This window comes from Caulifigura coniformis (assembly GCF_007745175.1).
Lineage (GTDB): Bacteria > Planctomycetota > Planctomycetia > Planctomycetales > Planctomycetaceae > Caulifigura > Caulifigura coniformis.
On record NZ_CP036271.1, the window covers coordinates 3492106 to 3510631 of the forward strand.

The window sequence follows — 18526 nt, forward strand, 5'->3', positions numbered from 1 at the left end:
CGCAGTGGGGTCTCGGGCGCGACGGGCGATGAACTGCAATTGCGTTGTGCGCACTCGCGACCAAGCGAGGGTGCGTTCGCTCCAGAAGGCGAACCGGCGACAACTTTCGGATGACCGTCCGGAAGAAGATGGCCGACGGACTCAGCAATCGCAGGGCGTGTGCCGCAGGCCGCGGCGCCGCGTCATCCGAAACCTCCGGCTGCAGCAATCGACAGGTCGCCAGTCGTTCTAAGTGAAGACGCCGACGATTCTTGGAGAAGTCGATCCCGGACTGTGCTGGCCCGGGGAATTCACTGCTGCGGCAGCCACGGGCTGGCCCGCGCGTTCAGCCGGCTGAACATGTTCGTCAAGCCGGCGCAAAGGGCCGCGGCGTGCTGCGGCCTCTCACATGCCCGCGGCCGGTTGGCCATCCCGATGGCTCAGCAACAGCGTGCCCAGGGCCGCGAAGAACAGCCCCAGTCCAAGCCAGCTGCCGGTCCCACCGAGCAGGAGGAAGCCGGCCGCTCCCGCGATCGCCAGGAGAATGGCCATCATCCTCGCGAACGCGGCCGGAGTTCCGGCGGCCGACAGCAGCAGCACGCCGATCAGCACGGCTGCGACGACCTCTGCGAGTCCCCAGGCCCCGCGCCGGGCCTCTTTCGAGCGAGTCTTCAGGACGAGCTTCGGATCGCCGCCGACTTTCGAGAAGGCCAGCGAGTCGTCATCCACCGCCGGCAGGGTCATTGCCAGCGACAGGCCGGCGCCGGTCCAAGGGGGGAGGCTGACCGGATTGGTTCCGAACGCGATCGACGTTCCGGCCATGACCTCCCTCCCGAACATGCCGCGATTTCCGCCGGATTGATCGGCTCCGGCCGGCCCGAGCATGCCGCCGCCCATTCCTCCCATGCCGCCTCCGCCGATGCCGCCAAATGGGGACTGCGTCTGCTTCTGACTGAGGCTGAAGTGATCGGCGAATTCGCTCGATTGCTGTTGTTCGGCCAGCTTGCGTTTCAGTCCGGATCGCGACGGCGTTTTCGCTGCCGCCTCATCCGACGCTTTCTGGTCTTTCGCGAGATCCGACTTCGGAGTTGTAAAGCCGAACTCCGTCGACACGCTGTCGTTCCATGCTTCGACGGGCATGCCGTTGGAGCTGATGATCGCCCGCGAGTTATCCATGATGTAGGCGCGACCGTTGCCCGACTGCGGCGCGTTGAGATTCGCGTTCAGGTCGAGTGAACCCTGAAGTTGCGGAACCGGCGTCGCTGTTGCCGGTTGATTTGGCTGATCGTTGGCTGGCCGGTCCGTCAGGTTCAATTGCAGCTGCTCGGCGACTTTCGCCCTGAGCACTCCATTGCGGGTGCTATTCGAGCGGGAAATCTCGAGTCCTTTTTCGCCAAGTTCGAATTCCGCACGCTCCGAGTCGGCCAGAAGTTTTTCCTGGTAGTTCTCGATGTTTGTCGACAGTTGACGCAGGTTGAACCACGCCTGGAACTTTCGCTGGTCGGACGATTCGGAGCCCTTCACGATCCGCACCATCTCTGACACGTCGGCTTCCCACTGACTGAGCTGCTGGGCATCCGCGAGCAGCTCCCATTCGGCCGCCTGGTGGGGCGTCAGGTTGCCCGCGTCGTCCACTTCCGCAGTCATCCCGTCCGGCAGGCGGACGACCCAGGCGGTCTGGGCGACCGACATCCCGAACTGGGGCGATTCGATCGGCGTCGTGATGTGCGGGGCGGGGAGTTCCAGGGTCGTCGAGGAGAGTGAAGTCGCCTTCGGCAGCCCGCTGGAGAGCTTCCCAGCCAGCATCAGGACGACGTCGTAGGAGAGGTCGGCCGCGCTGGAGGGGGGCAGGGGAACGAGGTGCAGTGCTTTGCCGGCGACCTTGCTTTCGAGCGCGCGTGCCGGCTGGCCTTTCACGAGAATGGACAACACCCGGACGTTTTTGACGGCCGACAGGTCGACCGGCAGGAACTGGCGTCCGCGATTACGCAGTGTGTAGGTGGCCTGCGTTCGCCATGAGCCGTCCACCTCGACGACGGTCTCCAGTCTGGCCCCGGTGATCGTCGCCTGGAGCGAGGCGGTTTCACCCACGCGACGGGCCAGCCAGGACGCAGTCCGTCCCGGCAGGACCTGGACGATGTTCATCGCCTGCCGCGCCAACTGGTCGGGAACCTTGAGGGGCAGCGCCTCCCGCCGAACGGTTTCAACGGCCGTTGCGTCTTCGAGGGCCAGGGGCCTCCGCGACAGGTTGACCACCACGGCAAAATGCCGCTGTGCTTCAAGCCGGGTCGCCGCTCCGCCGGTTCCTCCGCTTTCGAACGTGATGTCCGGAGCAAGGACTCGACCATCCGCGGGGGACGGCAGCGAGGCAGCGGCGGTCAGCAGGTAGCTGTCCCTCACCGGGTCGGTCAGCGACACGGTCCATTTCACGCGGTCTCCCGGCAGATCGGCGGAAAGCACCTGCCGAATGCCGGCGCCGGCGAAGTCGAGTTTTCCACGAAGCCAGCCGGGGGTCGTTAACGAGAAGGTGTCTGTCGCCGCGCGCGTGATCTTCCACTGCATCGTGAAGCCGTAGTCGACTGATGCATTTGAAACGGCGATCAGCGACAGCACATCTGCGGAAAGCTCTGCCGCCTGCGCCCGAAGTCCGATCGTTACCGGCTGAGGTTCCGTGGCGGCGCTGCGGAAGCCGAACTGCATGGCCGTCGGCCTGAGCCCGCGCAGCGTTCCATCGAGCGAATTGGGGTCGGCATTCTTCCAGTCGCCGAGAGCGTCCGCGGTGGCGACGTACAGGTCTTCGACCCAGACTCCCAGCTGCGAGTCGACCTTGCTGACGTCCGGCAGCCGTGGGACGGCCAGTGCGGCGGAGGGCTCTTCAGGCCGCCGCGCGATGGAGCCATCAAGCAGCAGCTCAACATCGCCCGTTCGGGGTTTGTCGAGCTCGACCGTCAGGATCTTCTTCCCGGCGTCTCCCTCGTTCGTCGAGTAATCCGCGAGGGCCGGGCCGCTGGCATCGAGCAGCAGGTAACCTGCAGGGAGTGAAAAGCTGATCGTGGAACGCGGAGCGCCGGCGATGTGGACGACGGCACGAGTCGACACCCGCAGCTTCCGCTGGGTGAGGTAAATTCCGTGGTGCAGATCGGCCCTCGTCTCGGCCTGTCGTCGCTGGACCAGGAGTTCCAGCGCAATCGGGCGGGCCGAGTAGCGATACGCCAGTTGCAGGGGATTCGTCGGCGTCGCAGCCTCCGACTGGGGCTGCTTGAATCGGCTGACATCCTGCTGGAGCAGCCCCGTGACGGTTCCGGGACGCGCCGCGAACTGGCTGGCGACGTAGACTCCGATCTCGCCCGCTTCCCGCGAAACGCCCTCGGGCTGAGGCGGCAGGACGGTGACGGCGACCTGGTGTTCATCGATCGACATCGCCTGGAACGTCTCGACGGTGAAGGCTGTCTGCGTTTCGATCTTTCGCGAGAAGTAGACGACCAGCTTGCGGGCGGCATTCTCTCCCTCCACACGCCAGCCGCCGATGCTCTGTCCTTCGACCCGGACCAGACTCATTGCTCCAGGGAAGGCGAGCGTCAGTTCGGTCACACCCGCCTGGCTGACCTTCGCGGTGTACTGGCTTCGGAGCTTCAGACCGGTGTCATCCAGAGTTGCCGACGTGACCGCCTGAACCTGAACGGGCGAGTCGCCCCCGGATCGTCCGGCGGCCGGTTGCCATCGCAGATTCTGTTCGCCGCCACGGTCGATCGGGAGTTCGAATGCGATCGAGCCTTCCGCGGCCGGCGCCGTTGCGGAGACTTTGCTTCCCCCGGCGCGGAGTTCAACAGCGGGTTCCGTCGCCGGAAATTTGAGCGTCAGAAGACCGGCTGGCAGCGGGGCGTTTTCCCAGTGGATTGTGCCTGCAGGGCCGTTCTGTTCGACGGTAACCTCGAATTCGATATCGAGCACCGAAGTCGCGGCGCCGGGCGCGGTGACAATGAGCGATTTGTCGTTGCGAGTTTCCAGGATGGCTGGAGAACCATCGAGGGTGGCCGCGCGAATGGCGACGCCGCTGATCGGCAGCGGCAGGCGGATGGGCTTCCCTGTGAGGTTCTTCAGAACCAGTCGCGCGTGAACGGGCGCAGCCAGTGCGGCCGGGCGACCGTCTTTCGCGGCATCGGCGGGCAGCGTGGTGAGGTCGACGACGAAGGACGCGGCCGAAACGGTTCCTTCGACTGGCGGATTCGTCGGCGGCAGGTCTTCAGGATGAGCGGCCCGCCAGAGTTTGAGGAACAGTTCCTGGGGGACGAACACACTTTTGGCCGAGAGCGGATCCCGCGGATTGTCGTAGGGGACGAAAACGCTGTCGGGAGCAGCAGCCGGTTTGGGCAGCGGCATCTTTCTGGCGGCCGCCTGTGGCTTGGGAGTGGCCGGCGGAGAGGCCGGTGGTTGAGCGTACCCTACGGATGCCGCGCCCAGGATCGTCAGCAGGGCGATCACCACCGGAATCGAGTTCCCCGGCTTGCACGATCGCGTGATACAGGGGCACTCACAGATTCCGATCACGATGCACCGCAGGAGCCAGAGTCCGGCCGTCGCGACTCCGCCGAGCCAGATTCCGTCGCTGAGCGGGAGCCAGGAGAGCGGGACCAGCCAGCGGACGGAGATCGGTCCCAAGAGAGCGAACAGCAGGAACTGCAGCCGGGTCAGCATGCTCGATTTCCTCAGCCACCAGCCGATCACCATGACGGCGAAGGCGGCGAGGCTCGTCCACAGGTTCCGGGTCTTTCGATCCATGAAGCGGAGGGAGAGTCCCCGGCCCGGATCGTCCGACGTTGAATTGAGCACGGCCGACCGCGATCCCGTCGGCGGCTGCAATCCAAACGTGACTGACAAGAGGCCTTCGCCGCGCGAGATGATCCGTCGTCCCGCGACCTCCTCCTTGGCCGGCTGTGACGATTCCGGCCTTTGGATTCTGTCGTTCAGCCCAAGGCTGACATTTGGCGCGGCCTGACCCTGGGCAGAGGCGCCTCCCGGTTCGGCAGGCTGGGATACCTGTTGGGACTGGTTCGACGTGATGTTCTTTTCGATGCCGCGCTGAATCGCGGTTTCGCCTTCAGTGAAGTGAGGGGCCGTCGTCGGCTGGCCCGCTTTGAGTTCAGAACGCAACCCTCGATCCGCGTCCATGTCGAAGAATTGCGGAGACAGGTCCTCCTGGGGAGCCTCTGCGCCGGGGACACCTTGAGCGGCCGCAGGAGCGGACATCGTGACGCTGCCACTTCGCCGGGCAGCTTCGCGCATCGGTGAACCGAGCATGAGCAGAGTGACCAGAGCGATTGGCAGGGCAATCAGCACCAGTAAGCAGCCCAACAGACTCCGGGAAACCCGGCGACCGGTCATCGCCAGCAGCCACAAGCCCAGTCCCACGCCGGCCAGCACGGCGACACGCCAGATCGCCTCACCCTCTGCAGGCATCCGGAACAATGCCAGCAGGCGATGCAGCAGACTGTCGCGTTCAAGCGGCGTTTCAGGATGAAAAACGCCGCCCGTATCGACCAGGTCGAGGTCGTTCGAATGGTGAACCGTCCACTGCGAGGACAGCACCGTGAGGGGCTGTTCGGTTCCCTGTCCCGTGATGACGAGAAATCGCGGGGGGGCCTCTTCGATCGCGAATCCTGAGAGTTTCGACCGCACCCCGGCGGAAGTGGTTACTGGCGTGTAGATGAGACGGACCTCACGGGCGCGGCTGGGCGGCTGCACCGGCGAAATTGGGAGCGACAGCGCATCGCCTGACTTGTGGACCTGCACGGGAACGCCGTCAATCAGCGCTCCCCACAACACGTTCCCTTCCGGCAGGCGGACCACCAGGCTTTGAATTCCCACGGCGCTCAGCGTTGCGTCTGCCTGGACCTGTTTGACGCCGTCTCGCCCGACGATTGAACCGAGCGCGAGCTTATGAATGACTGCGGTTGGCATCGCGATCCGGTTCAGGCGTTCTTCAGAAACCGTCGCCGACCAGCCGGGCCGTTCATATGCGTATGCCGCGACCAGCTGCTCGCGTGGTCGCACGTGGGCCGGAGGAAAGTCAATCGGGTCGACGGCTTCCAGCGGTTGCCCGGCAGAGTCCTGCGCCGCCGCCTGCACATGCTGGTCGTCGGCCGCTTCGATTCCGATCGCCCCCGATTCCTGATCGGCGCCGACGATCGTCAGGGCAGGGACAGTCCATTGCTGCACCTGCCCGGCGGCCGCCGGGGGACGGGGCTGCGACAGTTCCGCCTGCAACACGAAATTGCCGAGGGCATAGCGGTCGAGCTTGATCGTCCAGGGAATCGTCGCGTTCGCCGCGGCGCCGGCTTTCTGTTCGAGAATGATGGGCAACGGCGGCAGGAACTGGACGGCCTGTTGTTGAGGAAGCATTCCCTCGACCCCCGTCACGCCGAACAGAGGCCGCGGCTGGAAGTAGGTGATGTTGAACCTCAGGTCGCGGCCCACGAATTCCGGGAGCAGAACCGTCAGCTCGCGCACTCCGCCGCCGGTGATCGCCAGCTGTGCCTCGACATGTGAGGCGATTTCCTCAGCATCGATCCGTGTCAGCGTGACGCATGTGGCCGTCATGCGCGGAGGAAGTCTCCGGATCTCGAGTTGTCCCTGGAAGACCGTATCCTGGTACGTGAACCCCAGCCGGACGGTCTGGTTGAAGGAGGCCAACTGCCGGTTCAGCGTGTCGACGTCCGACTGACGGGCCGGAATGAGCCCGGTCACGTCGAGCGGAATCACCTCGAGGTCGCTGTCGGCCGTCACTCCGTAGAGAGCTTCGACAACACCAGCCTGGGGCAGTCTGACTTCCGGCAGCGCGATCCGGACGGGCGTCGCCGCGACGGGCCAGCCTTCCGGTTCGAAATGCGCCAGGACCCGCAGCGTGCCGTTGTCTCCCGGCTCCAGTGGCGTCTCGAGCGTAATCCGCAGGCGGTTGCGTCCCGCTTCCTCCGGAATCAACTGCCACTTCGCCCGTTCGCCGTTGCTCGTCGCCTCGAGAATCTGCCACGCCGCGGGAAGCAGGATGTCCGCTTCGAACAACGGGGCAAACCGTGTCTCCAGGTCGATCGTCGACATCAGGTCGGCGCCCTGCGCATTGAAGCTGACGAGCGTCGACATGGCCGCTTGAACTTCGCGTTCCTTTGCCGCGGGAATGAAATCGAGCGTGAAGTCTTCCTTCCAGATCTCGTACCGACTTTCCGAAGGCCTGGCCTGCCCGTCCTCACTGGCGACGGGGCGGACCCCCGTGGCCTGCACCACCTGCAGGCGGACGCCTTCCGGGTGGTCGAGCAAGAGCGTGCCCGTATGCGACGAGACGCTGTGCAGGATCAGGCCTGGCACATGCCAGCGGCTATCGCGGTCCGGCGAGAAAACGCCTTGAAACGTAATGGCCCGCACGCCGTCAAACGGCTGCCTCCACGTCAATGAGATGCGCGTTCGCCCGGGAGCGCCATCGTTCAGTTGCCAGGCTTCCAGCCCCTGCGACTCGACGTCCGTGATTTCGAGCGATGACGGGACCTCGCATTCGAGTTTGTCGAGTGGCCTGCCGAAGACGCTCAGCTGCGTGCGGGCCGTCCAGGTCGCTTCGCCGGGAGCAGCCACGACCCCGAACGCCGTGCTCGCAAAGGTCATGGCGTCCGTGCGATCGATTTCCTTGCGGTCGGTGATCACGAGGCGAGCTTCCGGTCGCCCGCCGATCGCGACTTTGTACTCCGCGGGCTGCGCATCGTCGGCCGGTCGCTGCAGCAGGATGCCATCGAGCCGTAGCTGTTTCTTCGGAGGAACGACGAGCGACATCTCGCCGAGCGGGGCGTTGACGAGGTGAAACGCCGCGGCCGAATCACCGCCGGCGGCGCGGAGCGGCGTCGACAGTTCCAGCATAAGGGTCTTCGTCCCGGCCTCCGACAGCAGCAGGCGGAGTTCATCGGGCTTTTCAGCGTTCCGCGCCAGCACCGGAGGCGCGCCGTCGCCATCAAATTTCGCATCGAGGACCGAAAACCCGGTCATCGGCAGCCGCAGCGTCCGCCAGGTCGTGTCGAACGCCCTCAGTGTGATCCGGCACGTCGCCAGCAGTCGTTCTTCCTGAATCCGCAGCGCATAGTCGGCGCGCAGCAGGGCGGCGCCTTGTGGACGCGGTCCCGTATCACCTGCCCTCGCGGCCGCGTCTTTCAACAGGCCCTCGAATTCCGAGATCGGCAGCAGCACGCCCGGGGTGTCTTTTCCGGCGACGGCATCCAGCCGCGACGCCGGGATATACCGCCGGAGGATCTGATTCGATCCGGGGACCGGATCGTCCGCATGGGCCGAGAAGCACGCCAGGACGATCGTCACCATGAAGGCGGCGAACGCGATGGATCCTGGTTTGGGTTGGCAGTGAGTCATGGTTTTGTCTCCCGTTCCGAGTGGCCTGCTTCGCTGGTTGGAGCGAACAGGTCACGCACCTCCTGGAATGGGAGCGGGAGATGTCGGAGCCGCCGGCTCGGTTGGGGGGGCAGTGGGAGGTGTTTTCGGATCCGTCGCGGCGCGTCTGGCGCCGAACAGGCCGTGCACGACCCACAGACCCAGGAGGAACGCCAGTCCGTAGCGTCCCGCCGCCAGCAATTCAGCTGCCGCCGCGCGGTCGTTCAGGGCAAAGAGAGTGAGCGCGAGTCCGCCGAACAGGAGCATACCGAGCTTGTTCTCCCACGAGGTTCGCACCAGCAGCAGCGCGATCAACACCAGTGCCATCGAGACGATCCACGTCACGCGCACCCGGTTCCACCAGTCGACCCGCAGGCGATTGGCGCCTCCGATGTTGATGTAGGCGAAGGCCGTCCTTCCATCTTTCGGAAGCGTGAGGGCCGGAGCGTTTCCGGGCTCGATCCACGAATCGAGGTCGACCTCGTTTCGCGACGCGGAACGCTGCCAGAATCGCGACCAGAGACCTGGTTCGCTGAGCGGCTGGAAGTCGTTTGGACGTCCGACGAGTACGTATTCGCGCGGTGTCCAGGCGACGACCCGCAGTTCCTGGACTGCAGCCGGAGCGTCCTTCGCGCCGAAGACCGGCATCGGCAGCTCGAGGCTTCCTCGTGAATAGCTTCCTCCACCAAGTTCCGGGTTCACTTTCCAAAGGAAGTGCAAGGTGACGATGAACTCGTCGTCGTTCGCCCCTTCGCGGGAGACGTTGAGCCAGTAGGAATTCCAGGATTCTCCGATTCGCTGCCCGCCCGGGAGGTCGGCCGTCTCGAGGCGCACATCGCGCGAATTCACAAAGGCGCCCAGCAGTTCGAGGTTCACCGGCAGGTGGACGAGGATTCGCTGGCGTTCACTCGATTTGACGCGGTATCGACAGCGATACGTGGCCGAGGAATCGGCCTTGTCGCCGGCGACAATCTCCACCAGTCCCTTACGGATCACGGTCGCAACCACCGGCTGCACTTCATTGCGGCTCCGCTGGATCGAAACGTCGATCCCCTTGTCATCCGGCTGGCGGAAATAGCGATACGCCGCCGCACCCGACTGCGGGAGGAGCGTCAGTTCGCGAACGTCGATCGGTTCGACGTCACCGCCGGTCGCGACCGACGTCACCGACAGTGTGTCATCCTTGGAGATGGCAATCTGTCCGACGATGCGCGTCAGCGGCACATCGGCTCCTCCGGACGCCTTGGCCGCAATCGGGCGGATGAGCGCCAGGTTGGCTCCCGTCGGTGCTCCGGCTCCCGGGACCGCCGTGTCACGCAGGTCGTAGGCGACGTTGAGTGGAACTGCGCCGAGTACCTCCCGCTGCATGGTGATTGTCCAGGTGACCCAGCCGTTCTCGGCCGGGCCGGCCGTTTTCTGGCGGAGCGGGCTGCCGGGATCGAGCGATTCGATCCGCAGGCGATCGGAAACGCCCGCCGGGGCCATCAGGCGAAACGTATCCAGGCCGGCGTATTCCGTCCGGAAGGTCAGCCGCGAATTGACTTCGATGATCTGCGGCTGCACCTGGATGGCGGTTGCGATCTCTGCAGACAGCCGGGCGGGCTTGCGATGAATCGTGACGGGAATGACGACGGGCCGCCGCGTGAAGCTCCAGGAAGAAGTCAGCGACGCATTGGGCTCGGCCATTTCTGCAGGGGCCACCAGCGGCTGGGCCGCCTTGACCGCCGCCTCGCTCGTCACGACTTCGACGGAAGGCTTCGAGAATACGAACACCGAGCCCAGTTCGCGTTCCACGCCGAGAGGCTCGATGATCGGCAGCGCCTGTTCCGCGGCAGCCATGGCAGCCAGCGGCCGGTGCGCGCGGATCGCGATTGCGACCTGGTCCTCCGTGCGTTTGGAGAGGGTCACGGTCAGCGTCCGGGATGCTTCGTCGAACCGGTGTTCGCGCATCGCGTCGCATTCCACGGCGTCGACGACCAGATCTTCCGGGACCTTGAGCTGCAGTTCGAAGATGCCGGCGCGCTCGACCTGGTAGTCCAGGGTTGAGACAACGCGCAGCTCCTCGTCCTGAAAGACGAGCCGCGCCGTGTGATTCACCGTCAGGCGGGGCTGGATCGGCTTGACCGATCCCTTGAGCACGAAGCCCGGTGCGAAATATCGAAACCCGGACGCGTTACCCGCCTGGATCTTCGGCGGGAGCTGGTCGTCGTTCACCCGCGACAGTCGCTGCTGTTCGGTCATCGTCAGTTCAAGTTCACCGCTGGCCTTCACGGCGACATGACCACTCTCGCGGATCACATCGAGCGCATGGATTCCGAAGGCCTCTCCCTGTTCCGAAAGTCCGGCGGCGGTGAAGGTCCCTTCCGGCAACGGACCTTCGGTGTGAACTTCGACCGGAACAGGATCGGATGTCCCCGAAAGCAGATCGACCGTGATGACCTGCCGCTGAGGCTCGTCGGCCGTCTTCCAGCCACGGATCCGCGGGTCGCCCGAGACATCCAGGACACGCACCCCCTTGGGGATCGCGATGCGGAGTTGAGAGAGCTTGCCTCGCAGGATCTCGAAGCGCAGCCACGCGTCGCGGTGGATCAATCCATCCTCAATGCTCACGGACTGGTCGTTTGTCACGCTCGCGAGCAGTTCCATTTCCGGCTTGATGCTCGCCTTGGGGAACCACTTCGCCGTGATCTGATTCGTTGCTCCCAGGTTGGCTCGCACCAGCGTCTTGCCCATCGAGTCGTCGACCGGGGAGACCGCCTGGCGCGGCTCGAATTCCACCGTCTGCTCGGCCTCGGGAATCTCCATTTCAAACGTGGTGACGGCGACAGCCGGCACGTTCATCACCAGCTGTTTGCCATCCGGCAATGTCCGGATCCGGGCGACCAGGTTCAGAACGACGGTGTGCTCTCCGCTCTTGCCGATGAGCAGCCTGTAGCTGCCGTTGCCTTCGCCGCGGAGCAGGAGGTTTTCGTCGGCCCCTTCGATCGATGCAATTGCCGCTTCACCGAAGGAAACGGGGAGTTCCGCCCAGGGCTTCCCGGGCGCACTGATTTTGAGTTCGGCCCTGACTTTGGCCAGTTCCTTTTCGACGACGACGCGGTAGGCGGCCGAGGTCACGACGGCGGGGGCCTGTGGCGGCGTGTCGCGGAGCCGTTTCTGCCAGTCGAGGTAGTCCCTGAGGGGCACCATGATCGACGCGCCCAGGTCGTTGATGGTCCCTTTGAGGTCCTGATAGGGGACCATCAACAGCTGCGGTGGATCGTCGGCCGGCGCCGCCGCCGCCGGGGGGGTGGTGGCGTCGGGCGTGCTGGCCGTCGGTGGGGGAGGGGGCTCCTGGGCACCGGCCGACGTTGCCAAAAAGCACAGCAAGGCAGCGATGAATGTCGCGGCCAGAGAGTGGGCGCAGGCCGGTGTGCGGCCCACGCAGGTGGACTGTTCCGCAGTCATAACGTCCCTCAGCATCATCAGTAGCAGCCGGTCTCGACGATTCGCTTTATTGTGCGACACGCGGACGACCGGTGGCAATTTGCGTTCGACAATTGCAGGGTCGCCGTGCGAACTTCGACGCAGGCTGAGGCCCGGGCATTGCAGAAAACTTGTGTGTTTCGGACAGGATCCGGGAGACCGCGGGCGGACGGCCGCATGGGCAGGTCGCGTCGGAATCCAGTGGCGTTCTTAGGAAAGGGCCCTGCGCAACGCAACCTCGACCACGCACGTCGCGCGTGCCCGGGCTTGTCGGCGCCACCGGCAGGCCGCCTCCCCTGTCAAACGGAAATGACGATTTTTCCCGAGAGCGTGTTCTTGCCCGCCAGGGTGTTGTCTTCCTGCAACCGATGCGCGGCCGCCAGTTCCGAAAGTGGAAACCGTGCGCCGATTCGCGGCGTCCACCGGCCGGCCGCAAAGGCCGCGTTCATTCTCTCGGCCGCGGCCCGCTGCTCGTCCTGGGACGCATTGAACATCGCAAATCCCAGCAGGCTCAGGTCACGGGTGTAGAACGGCCCGACGGGGAATTCAGGACGGGCGGCGCGGCCGGCCATGACGATCATTCGTCCGCGATTCTTCATCAGGCCGGCCATGCGGTCGAAATTCGGTTCCCGCTGCGTCTCCCACCAGACGTTCAGGCCGCCGTTCGCCTGGGCCGCCGTCTTGATCTGGTCATCCACCTTGTCGTCCCGGTAGCTGATCGCGACGTCCGCCCCGATGTCGCGGCAATACTGGACATTCTCCTCGCTGCCGGCGGTGGTCATCACATAAGCGCCCGCCGATTTCGCCAGCTGAATCACGGCTGAGCCCACTCCTCCCGAGCCGCCGTTGACGAAAATCCATTCGCCCGGCTTGAGCTTCGCGAATTCGAAGAGGCCCAGGCAGGCCGTCAGCCCGACCAGTGCGCCGGCCGCCGCACACTCATCTGTCTGCTTTTCGGGGGTCGGATAGAGCCAGCCTTCGTCGACCGCGAGCAGTTCCGCGCACGCGCCGGGCCGTCCGAACAGGCTCTGGTTACTGCCCCATACGCGGTCCCCTTTCTTGAATCGCGTGACCTGCGGCCCGACCGATTCGACGGTTCCCGCGACATCGCAACCCGGGATGTAGGGGAACTTCGACGCCATGCCGACGACGCCGGCCCGGATGTAGGTATCGATCGGATTGACGCTGCTGGCGCGGACCCGGACGAGTACATCTCCGGGGCCGCAGACCGGATCAGGAAGGTCGCCGAAGCGAATCATCTCGGGAGTTCCCGTCTGTTCGATGTAGGCGGCCTTCATGTCGCAGCGTCCTTTCAGAATCGGGTCGAAGGTGTCCCGGATCATCTCCCGGCCCGGTGCGTCTGACAACGTCAGCGCAGCAGTCTCAGGCGCACGTCCGCGGCCTTTGCGAGACCGGTCTGTCCCGGGGGCGGGGCGGGTGGGCATCAAGGTGAACATGGTGATCAAGGAAAACGGGGCCGGGGTGCGGTCCGTGATTCATGCCTATTCCCCCCTTTCCCCCGCTGGCAGGTGGCCGAAGCGCGGTCGCAGCCCCGGATTGATGGCTGCGGGCCGTCGCGTGGACGGAGTTGCGGCTGGTTAAGGGTGTGACGGTGATCATGTTCATGGGCCTCCACTGTCACGTGGCCGGTTGCGCGCGAAGTGGGGGACTCCGGAAGGTGGCTGTCGTGCGGTTCGGCGGGGGCCGACCCTGTCCGCGGGGCCAATCTCCCGTACACTGCGATCAGTTGTCCGATGGCCTGCATCCGAGTCTGAAGAAACGCGACGTGTCCACCTCCAAACCTTCCCGCGGCAAGAACGTTCTCGGCGGTCCCCTGATCTCCTGCAGTGAGGATCCGCTGACGGGCTACACCCGTTCGGGGTGCTGCGAGGCAGTGGCGGGGGATTTCGGAATGCACGTCGTCTGCGTGCGGCTCACCGAAGAGTTCCTCAAGTTCTCTCAGTCCGTTGGAAACGACCTGAGCACGCCGATTCCGGAGTACGGATTCCCCGGCCTGCAGCCGGGCGACCAGTGGTGCCTGTGTGCGGCCCGCTGGCAGGAAGCGCTGGACGCCGGGGCCGCGCCTCCCGTCATTCTCGAAGCGACCCACATGTCGGCGCTCGAATTCGTCTCCCTCGACGACCTGCAGGATCACGTTTACAAGCCGGCCAAAGGATGAGCGCTTTACTACGTTGAACGTCGAGAGCGTGGCTGCAGGCAAGTGGGCGGGCTCGAGCGGCTGTGAACTTCTTGGAAACACGAAAGCCCGGCCGCACTGAATGCGGCCGGGCTTTTCTCTTTGAGGAGCGTGTGTCGCGGGTCAGTTGGCCAGGGTCGTCGTGGCCGCTGCCCGCTGGCGGGTGCGCGCCCGGATGTGAAACTCTTTCAATGCGTTTGCATCGGAGAGGATCATCCGGCGTGACTGCACGGACATGGCTTCCGGGCCGTCCTTTTCGAACACTTCCTTCGCGGCCCGCAGTTCGGCGGGGGCGATTGGCAGGTGGGAGTCGGTCGCCTGAAGGATGGTCTGGTGCAGTGCGTGGAACGAGGGATCGATCAGCACCCGTAGGAACAGCCTGGAGCGATCGACCTCGGCCGCCGACTGTTCGCGGCGACGGGCGGCCTGCTTCTGCAGCCGCACCACCCGAGGGCTGCTGGCTTCTTCGGGAATGAGCAGCAGGCGCCGCCGGGCGAGCCACTGGCCAATCGCCAGGCTGTCGAGAATGCCGGTGACCGGCACCGACAGCACGAGGCCGAACACGACCGGGAGGAACCACAGCAGCAGGTGCGGGGCGGCGAACGCGACAATCGCCGTCGCGGCCAGTCCGACCAGGGTGTGGGTGCGATAGTCACGCATCGAATCGATGAGACTGAAGCCGCCTTCGCCGCGATTCTGAGCGTTCCACTGGACCGATTCGCCCATGAGCGTCGCCACTACGAACCGGGTGTGGAACAACATCATGATGGGGGCGATCAGCATGGAGACGAGCGACTCGATCAGGACGCTGCCGATCACTTTCCGCCAGCCGCCCAGGTGCGCCAGCTTCGCCCGATCACGGACGAGAGCAATGACGCTATAGACTTTCGGCAGGATGAGGAGCGCCATGCTCAGCGCGAACACGGATGCGGCACTTGCCACCGCGCGCTGCCGGGAGACGGGGTCGAGCTGGTCGACGATCATCGCCAGTCCACCGAGGACCATGAAGAGCATCCACAGTGGGCTGGCCAGGTACGACATCGCGCCGCAGGCCAGGTGGAACCGGCTGATCGGCAGGAAGCCTTCGCTGAACACGAGCCGGATGTGCTGCATGTTCCCCTGGCACCAGCGCTGGTCGCGCTTGGCGAAGTCGATGAGTTTCGTCGGGCATTCTTCGTAGCTGCCGTCGAGATCGTCGGCGAGGCAGACCTTGTAGCCGGCCCGGCGCATCAGGGCGGCCTCGACAAAGTCGTGGCTGAGGATCTCGCCGCCCAGCGGCGCCTTGCCCGGCAGCACCGGGAGGCCGCAATGTTTCATGAAGGGCTCAATGCGGATGATCGCATTGTGCCCCCAGTAGTTGCTGTCGTAGTGGGCCCAGGTGGCGAACCCCTGGATGAAGACGGGGCCGTACAGACGCGCGGCGAACTGCTGCAGCCGGGCGAAGAACGACATGCGGTTGATGGGGGTCGGAGGGACCTGCAGGATGCCGAGTTCCGCATCCGCGTCCATCCGCCGCGCCATTTCGCAGAAGGTCTCGCCTTCCATGAGGCTGTCGGCGTCGAGCACGATCATGTAGCTGTAGTGCGCGCCCCACCGCGTGCAGAAGTCGGCGATATTGCCGGCCTTCCGCGAGGTGTTCTTCGGACGCCGCCGGTAGAAAACCCGCGCTCCCGAACGTCCTTCGCTGACCAGGGCGGCCCAGGTCCGCTCTTCTTCGAGCCAGATATCCGGGTTGGTGGTGTCGCTGAGGACGAACAGGTCGAACTGGCCGGCGTGCCCGGTTTCGTCGAGCGACTTGAGCATCGCGTCGACGCTGGCGAAGACGTCGGCCGGTGATTCGTTGTAGACGGGGATCAGGACCGCGCTGCGGCCAACCGGGGCGGCCTTCGAGTTCGTGGCGGGGGCGCAGCAGCGGCGCACGCCGAGCATCGTGACGACGAAGCCGAGGGTGGCCGTCCAGAAGGACAGGGCGATCCACGCGAACAGCACCGCGAACAGCGGCAGCAGCAGCCGTTCGAGCATGTTCATGCCGCCGCCGATCAGCGTTCCGCTGAACATGTTCAGCGCATACGCGGTGGTGGCGACAGTCAGGAGGCAAAGGACAACCCGGGCGACACCCGGGCGGCGGAGGAACTCGCCCGCCCGGTGCAACACTCCATTGGCGTTCATGCGATGGTCTCAGATCCCTGAACCGGTTCGCGGAATGCCAGCGCGATGCGCTTCACCAGGCCCTGATAGTAGGCTGGCGAAACGACTCGCCAGACTCGCGTCCCGGGCTGGGCCGGCATTTCACTCCGTTTCGACTGCGGCACGATGGGCCGGGCGATTGTCGCCAGAATTTCTGCGGCCTCTTCGTCCATCCTGTCCGGGCTGGTTTGCGCGATCTGCGGATAGTCGTCGAGGAGGTGGCTGACTTCCGCCACGACCGAAGCCTGCGGAACGAGGGAGCCGGTGTCGCCCTGTTCGGGCTTCACGACGACTGCCGCGCTGATGAGGTCGACGGCGATGCTCAGGGCCGCTTCCGACAATGTCAGAACCGACTCCGGGGCGACCGCCAGGAACCTTTCAGCCTGTTCCACGATCTCCCGGCTGCGGGCGGCGATCACATCGGGATCGCGGAGCCCCCAGTCGCGGAGGTATTCGCCAACAATGCATCGTGCCGCGTCCCGAGGCGTCCGTCGCGGGGCACGTTCCGCCGAAGCGGAAGGAAGAGTCATTGCAGACGCGGTCATTCTTTCACTTTCCCTTCCATTTCTTTCAACCGCCAGGGCGGGATCGAAACGGGAGGCACATTCAGGGGACAGAGGTAACTCCAGGTTTCCGTCAACGCTTGGCCATGCGACTTCACAGTCGCCCTCAGCTCAATCGGACCTTCCCTGGTCGGTTGAACGGCCAGGTTGGCCGTCCACGAGCCTCCATCATTCTTCTTGCAGGTTGCCGAGGTGACCGCTGCGCGAACGGATGCCACCTCCACGGTCAGTTCCGTGTCCGGGGGCAACTCAGCAAGCGCCGTACCAGCAAAATCCACCTCGACGTTCATCGAATCGGGCGCGTGTCGTAAGACGCGGAAAGCGGCGGCCTTGCCGAGGTTATGGCCCGGCGGATCGCCCGAAAAGAATGAGACGCGGTACTGGAGATTGACTGGGGCGCCGCTTTGATCCACCCGTTCCGGCACCCACCAGACTGCGATATTATCGATTCCCTCGTGCGGCGCATCAAGCTCGAGCAGCTCGAGCGCCCCGGCCCCCCAGTTGCCTTGCGGCTCAATCCAGACACTCGGTCGGCGATGATACATCGCTTCCGAATCGCGATAGTGATCGACATTCCGATCCCGCTGGATCACCCCGAAACCGCGAATGTCGGTATATGGCATCCGGACGACGGAGGGGTATTCCTGGCGGGAGACCGCCCGCCAGTTCCACTGGTCGCCGGCGTGCATGAGCAGGCCGTCGGAGTCGTGGACCTCGGGCCGGGGGTCTCCTTTGGGGCCGGCAAGGCCGTCTCCCCACATCCACATACTGGTCAGCGGGGCAAAGCCGACCTTCTCGACTGCCTTGCGAAAGAACAGGGTTGCCCGAACTTCGAGCGACGTCTGCTGAATTCCGGGCGTCAGCACGAAGTGATAGGCGCCTGCCACGCTCGGGCTATCGAGCAGGGCGTAGATCGTGACATCCGGATCGTCAGGCTGCGGTTTGACGATCCAGAACTCGCGGAAGATCGGAAACTCCTCTGTCTTCGGCAGGCCGATGTCGATGGCGAGCCCGCGGGTTGATGAGCCGTAGACGTTTTCGGCGTCGCGAGCGCGGAAGTAGCTCGATCCGAGAAACGCCACAAACTCTTGCCGCTCTGGATATTCGGGGAACGTTCCGACCAGCCGCATTCCGGCGAATCCGAGGTCGCCGTCGATCTTCAGCTTCCTGGCGTCCTGGCGGTATTCGAAGAGATCCTTGGTGAACGGGATGTGGTTTTCCTTGCCCTCCGCGATCAGGTTCAGGCTGACCCGGTCCTGGTGGACGTAGCCGCGGTGGAAGGTTTCCAGCCAGACTGGTCGCTTATGATTCAGCCAGATCGGTTTCTTCACATCGAACGAGATCATCTTGTACAGGTCATAAGTCATATCCTTAAGACCTGCCGGAAGTTCAGGTGAAGACGCGTACGGCTTCGCCGCAGTGCGGCGAGCGAACTCGACGACCTGATCGAATCCCACGATGCCAGCCGGGCGGGCAGCATCATCTGCCTGCATCGGGGCGGGGAACGCGTTGACTCCAGTCCACAACAGCAAGGCGATCATCCCCCTCCGCAAGCCTTTGCGAAGGCGAGAGATCCGGCCTAAACACCCGTTCATCAAGATTCCCTGAGAGTAAATAGCGAGCGATCCATAACGTATCGCGGTCGTGCCAGACTTCAATAACCGATTTGCACGATTACGACGGCGAGCTGAAACGCTTCGCTTGGCAGGTCTCATGC

The 18526-nt window shown here is 64.6% G+C and carries 7 protein-coding genes; 1 reads left to right on the top strand and 6 read right to left on the bottom strand.

Annotation, left to right across the window (positions count from 1 at the left end; all coding sequences use genetic code 11):
* Positions 1-384: 384 nt before the first annotated feature.
* The 3 genes from Pan44_RS14145 to Pan44_RS14155 form a co-directional block, all read right to left on the bottom strand.
* Positions 385-8379, bottom strand: a complete 7995-nt coding sequence (locus Pan44_RS14145; RefSeq protein ID WP_145030682.1) for a hypothetical protein — start codon at positions 8377-8379, stop codon at positions 385-387.
* Between the two features lie 51 nt (positions 8380-8430).
* On the bottom strand, positions 8431-11844 hold the full coding sequence (locus Pan44_RS14150) for a hypothetical protein (protein ID WP_145030683.1): 3414 nt from the start codon (positions 11842-11844) through the stop codon (positions 8431-8433).
* 317 nt (positions 11845-12161) lie between these two features.
* Entirely contained in the window at positions 12162-13229 is a 1068-nt protein-coding gene (locus Pan44_RS14155; protein ID WP_231754049.1) for an NADPH:quinone reductase, read from the bottom strand.
* 419 nt (positions 13230-13648) lie between these two features.
* Between Pan44_RS14155 and Pan44_RS14160 the strand changes: the two genes are divergently transcribed.
* Positions 13649-14041, top strand: a complete 393-nt coding sequence (locus Pan44_RS14160) for a DUF2237 family protein (RefSeq protein WP_231754050.1) — start codon at positions 13649-13651, stop codon at positions 14039-14041.
* A 141-nt stretch (positions 14042-14182) separates the two neighbouring features.
* Here the strand turns inward: Pan44_RS14160 and mdoH are convergent, their stop codons facing one another.
* Genes mdoH through Pan44_RS14175 form a run of 3 tightly spaced genes read right to left on the bottom strand, consistent with a single transcriptional unit; the run spans position 14183 to position 18341 of the window.
* Positions 14183-16228 carry a glucans biosynthesis glucosyltransferase MdoH gene (mdoH, locus tag Pan44_RS14165; protein WP_145030684.1) on the bottom strand — a complete coding sequence of 682 codons (2046 nt, stop codon included), beginning with the start codon at positions 16226-16228 and terminating at the stop codon, positions 14183-14185.
* A complete protein-coding gene (locus Pan44_RS14170) occupies positions 16225-16791 on the bottom strand; it encodes a hypothetical protein (RefSeq protein ID WP_145030685.1) in 567 nt (188 codons plus the stop codon). Before Pan44_RS14170 ends, mdoH begins: the two co-directional genes overlap by 4 nt.
* On the bottom strand, positions 16788-18341 hold the full coding sequence (locus tag Pan44_RS14175; RefSeq protein WP_231754051.1) for a glucan biosynthesis protein G: 1554 nt from the start codon (positions 18339-18341) through the stop codon (positions 16788-16790). The genes Pan44_RS14170 and Pan44_RS14175 overlap by 4 nt, the downstream gene beginning before the upstream one ends.
* Between the last annotated feature and the right edge of the window lie 185 nt (positions 18342-18526).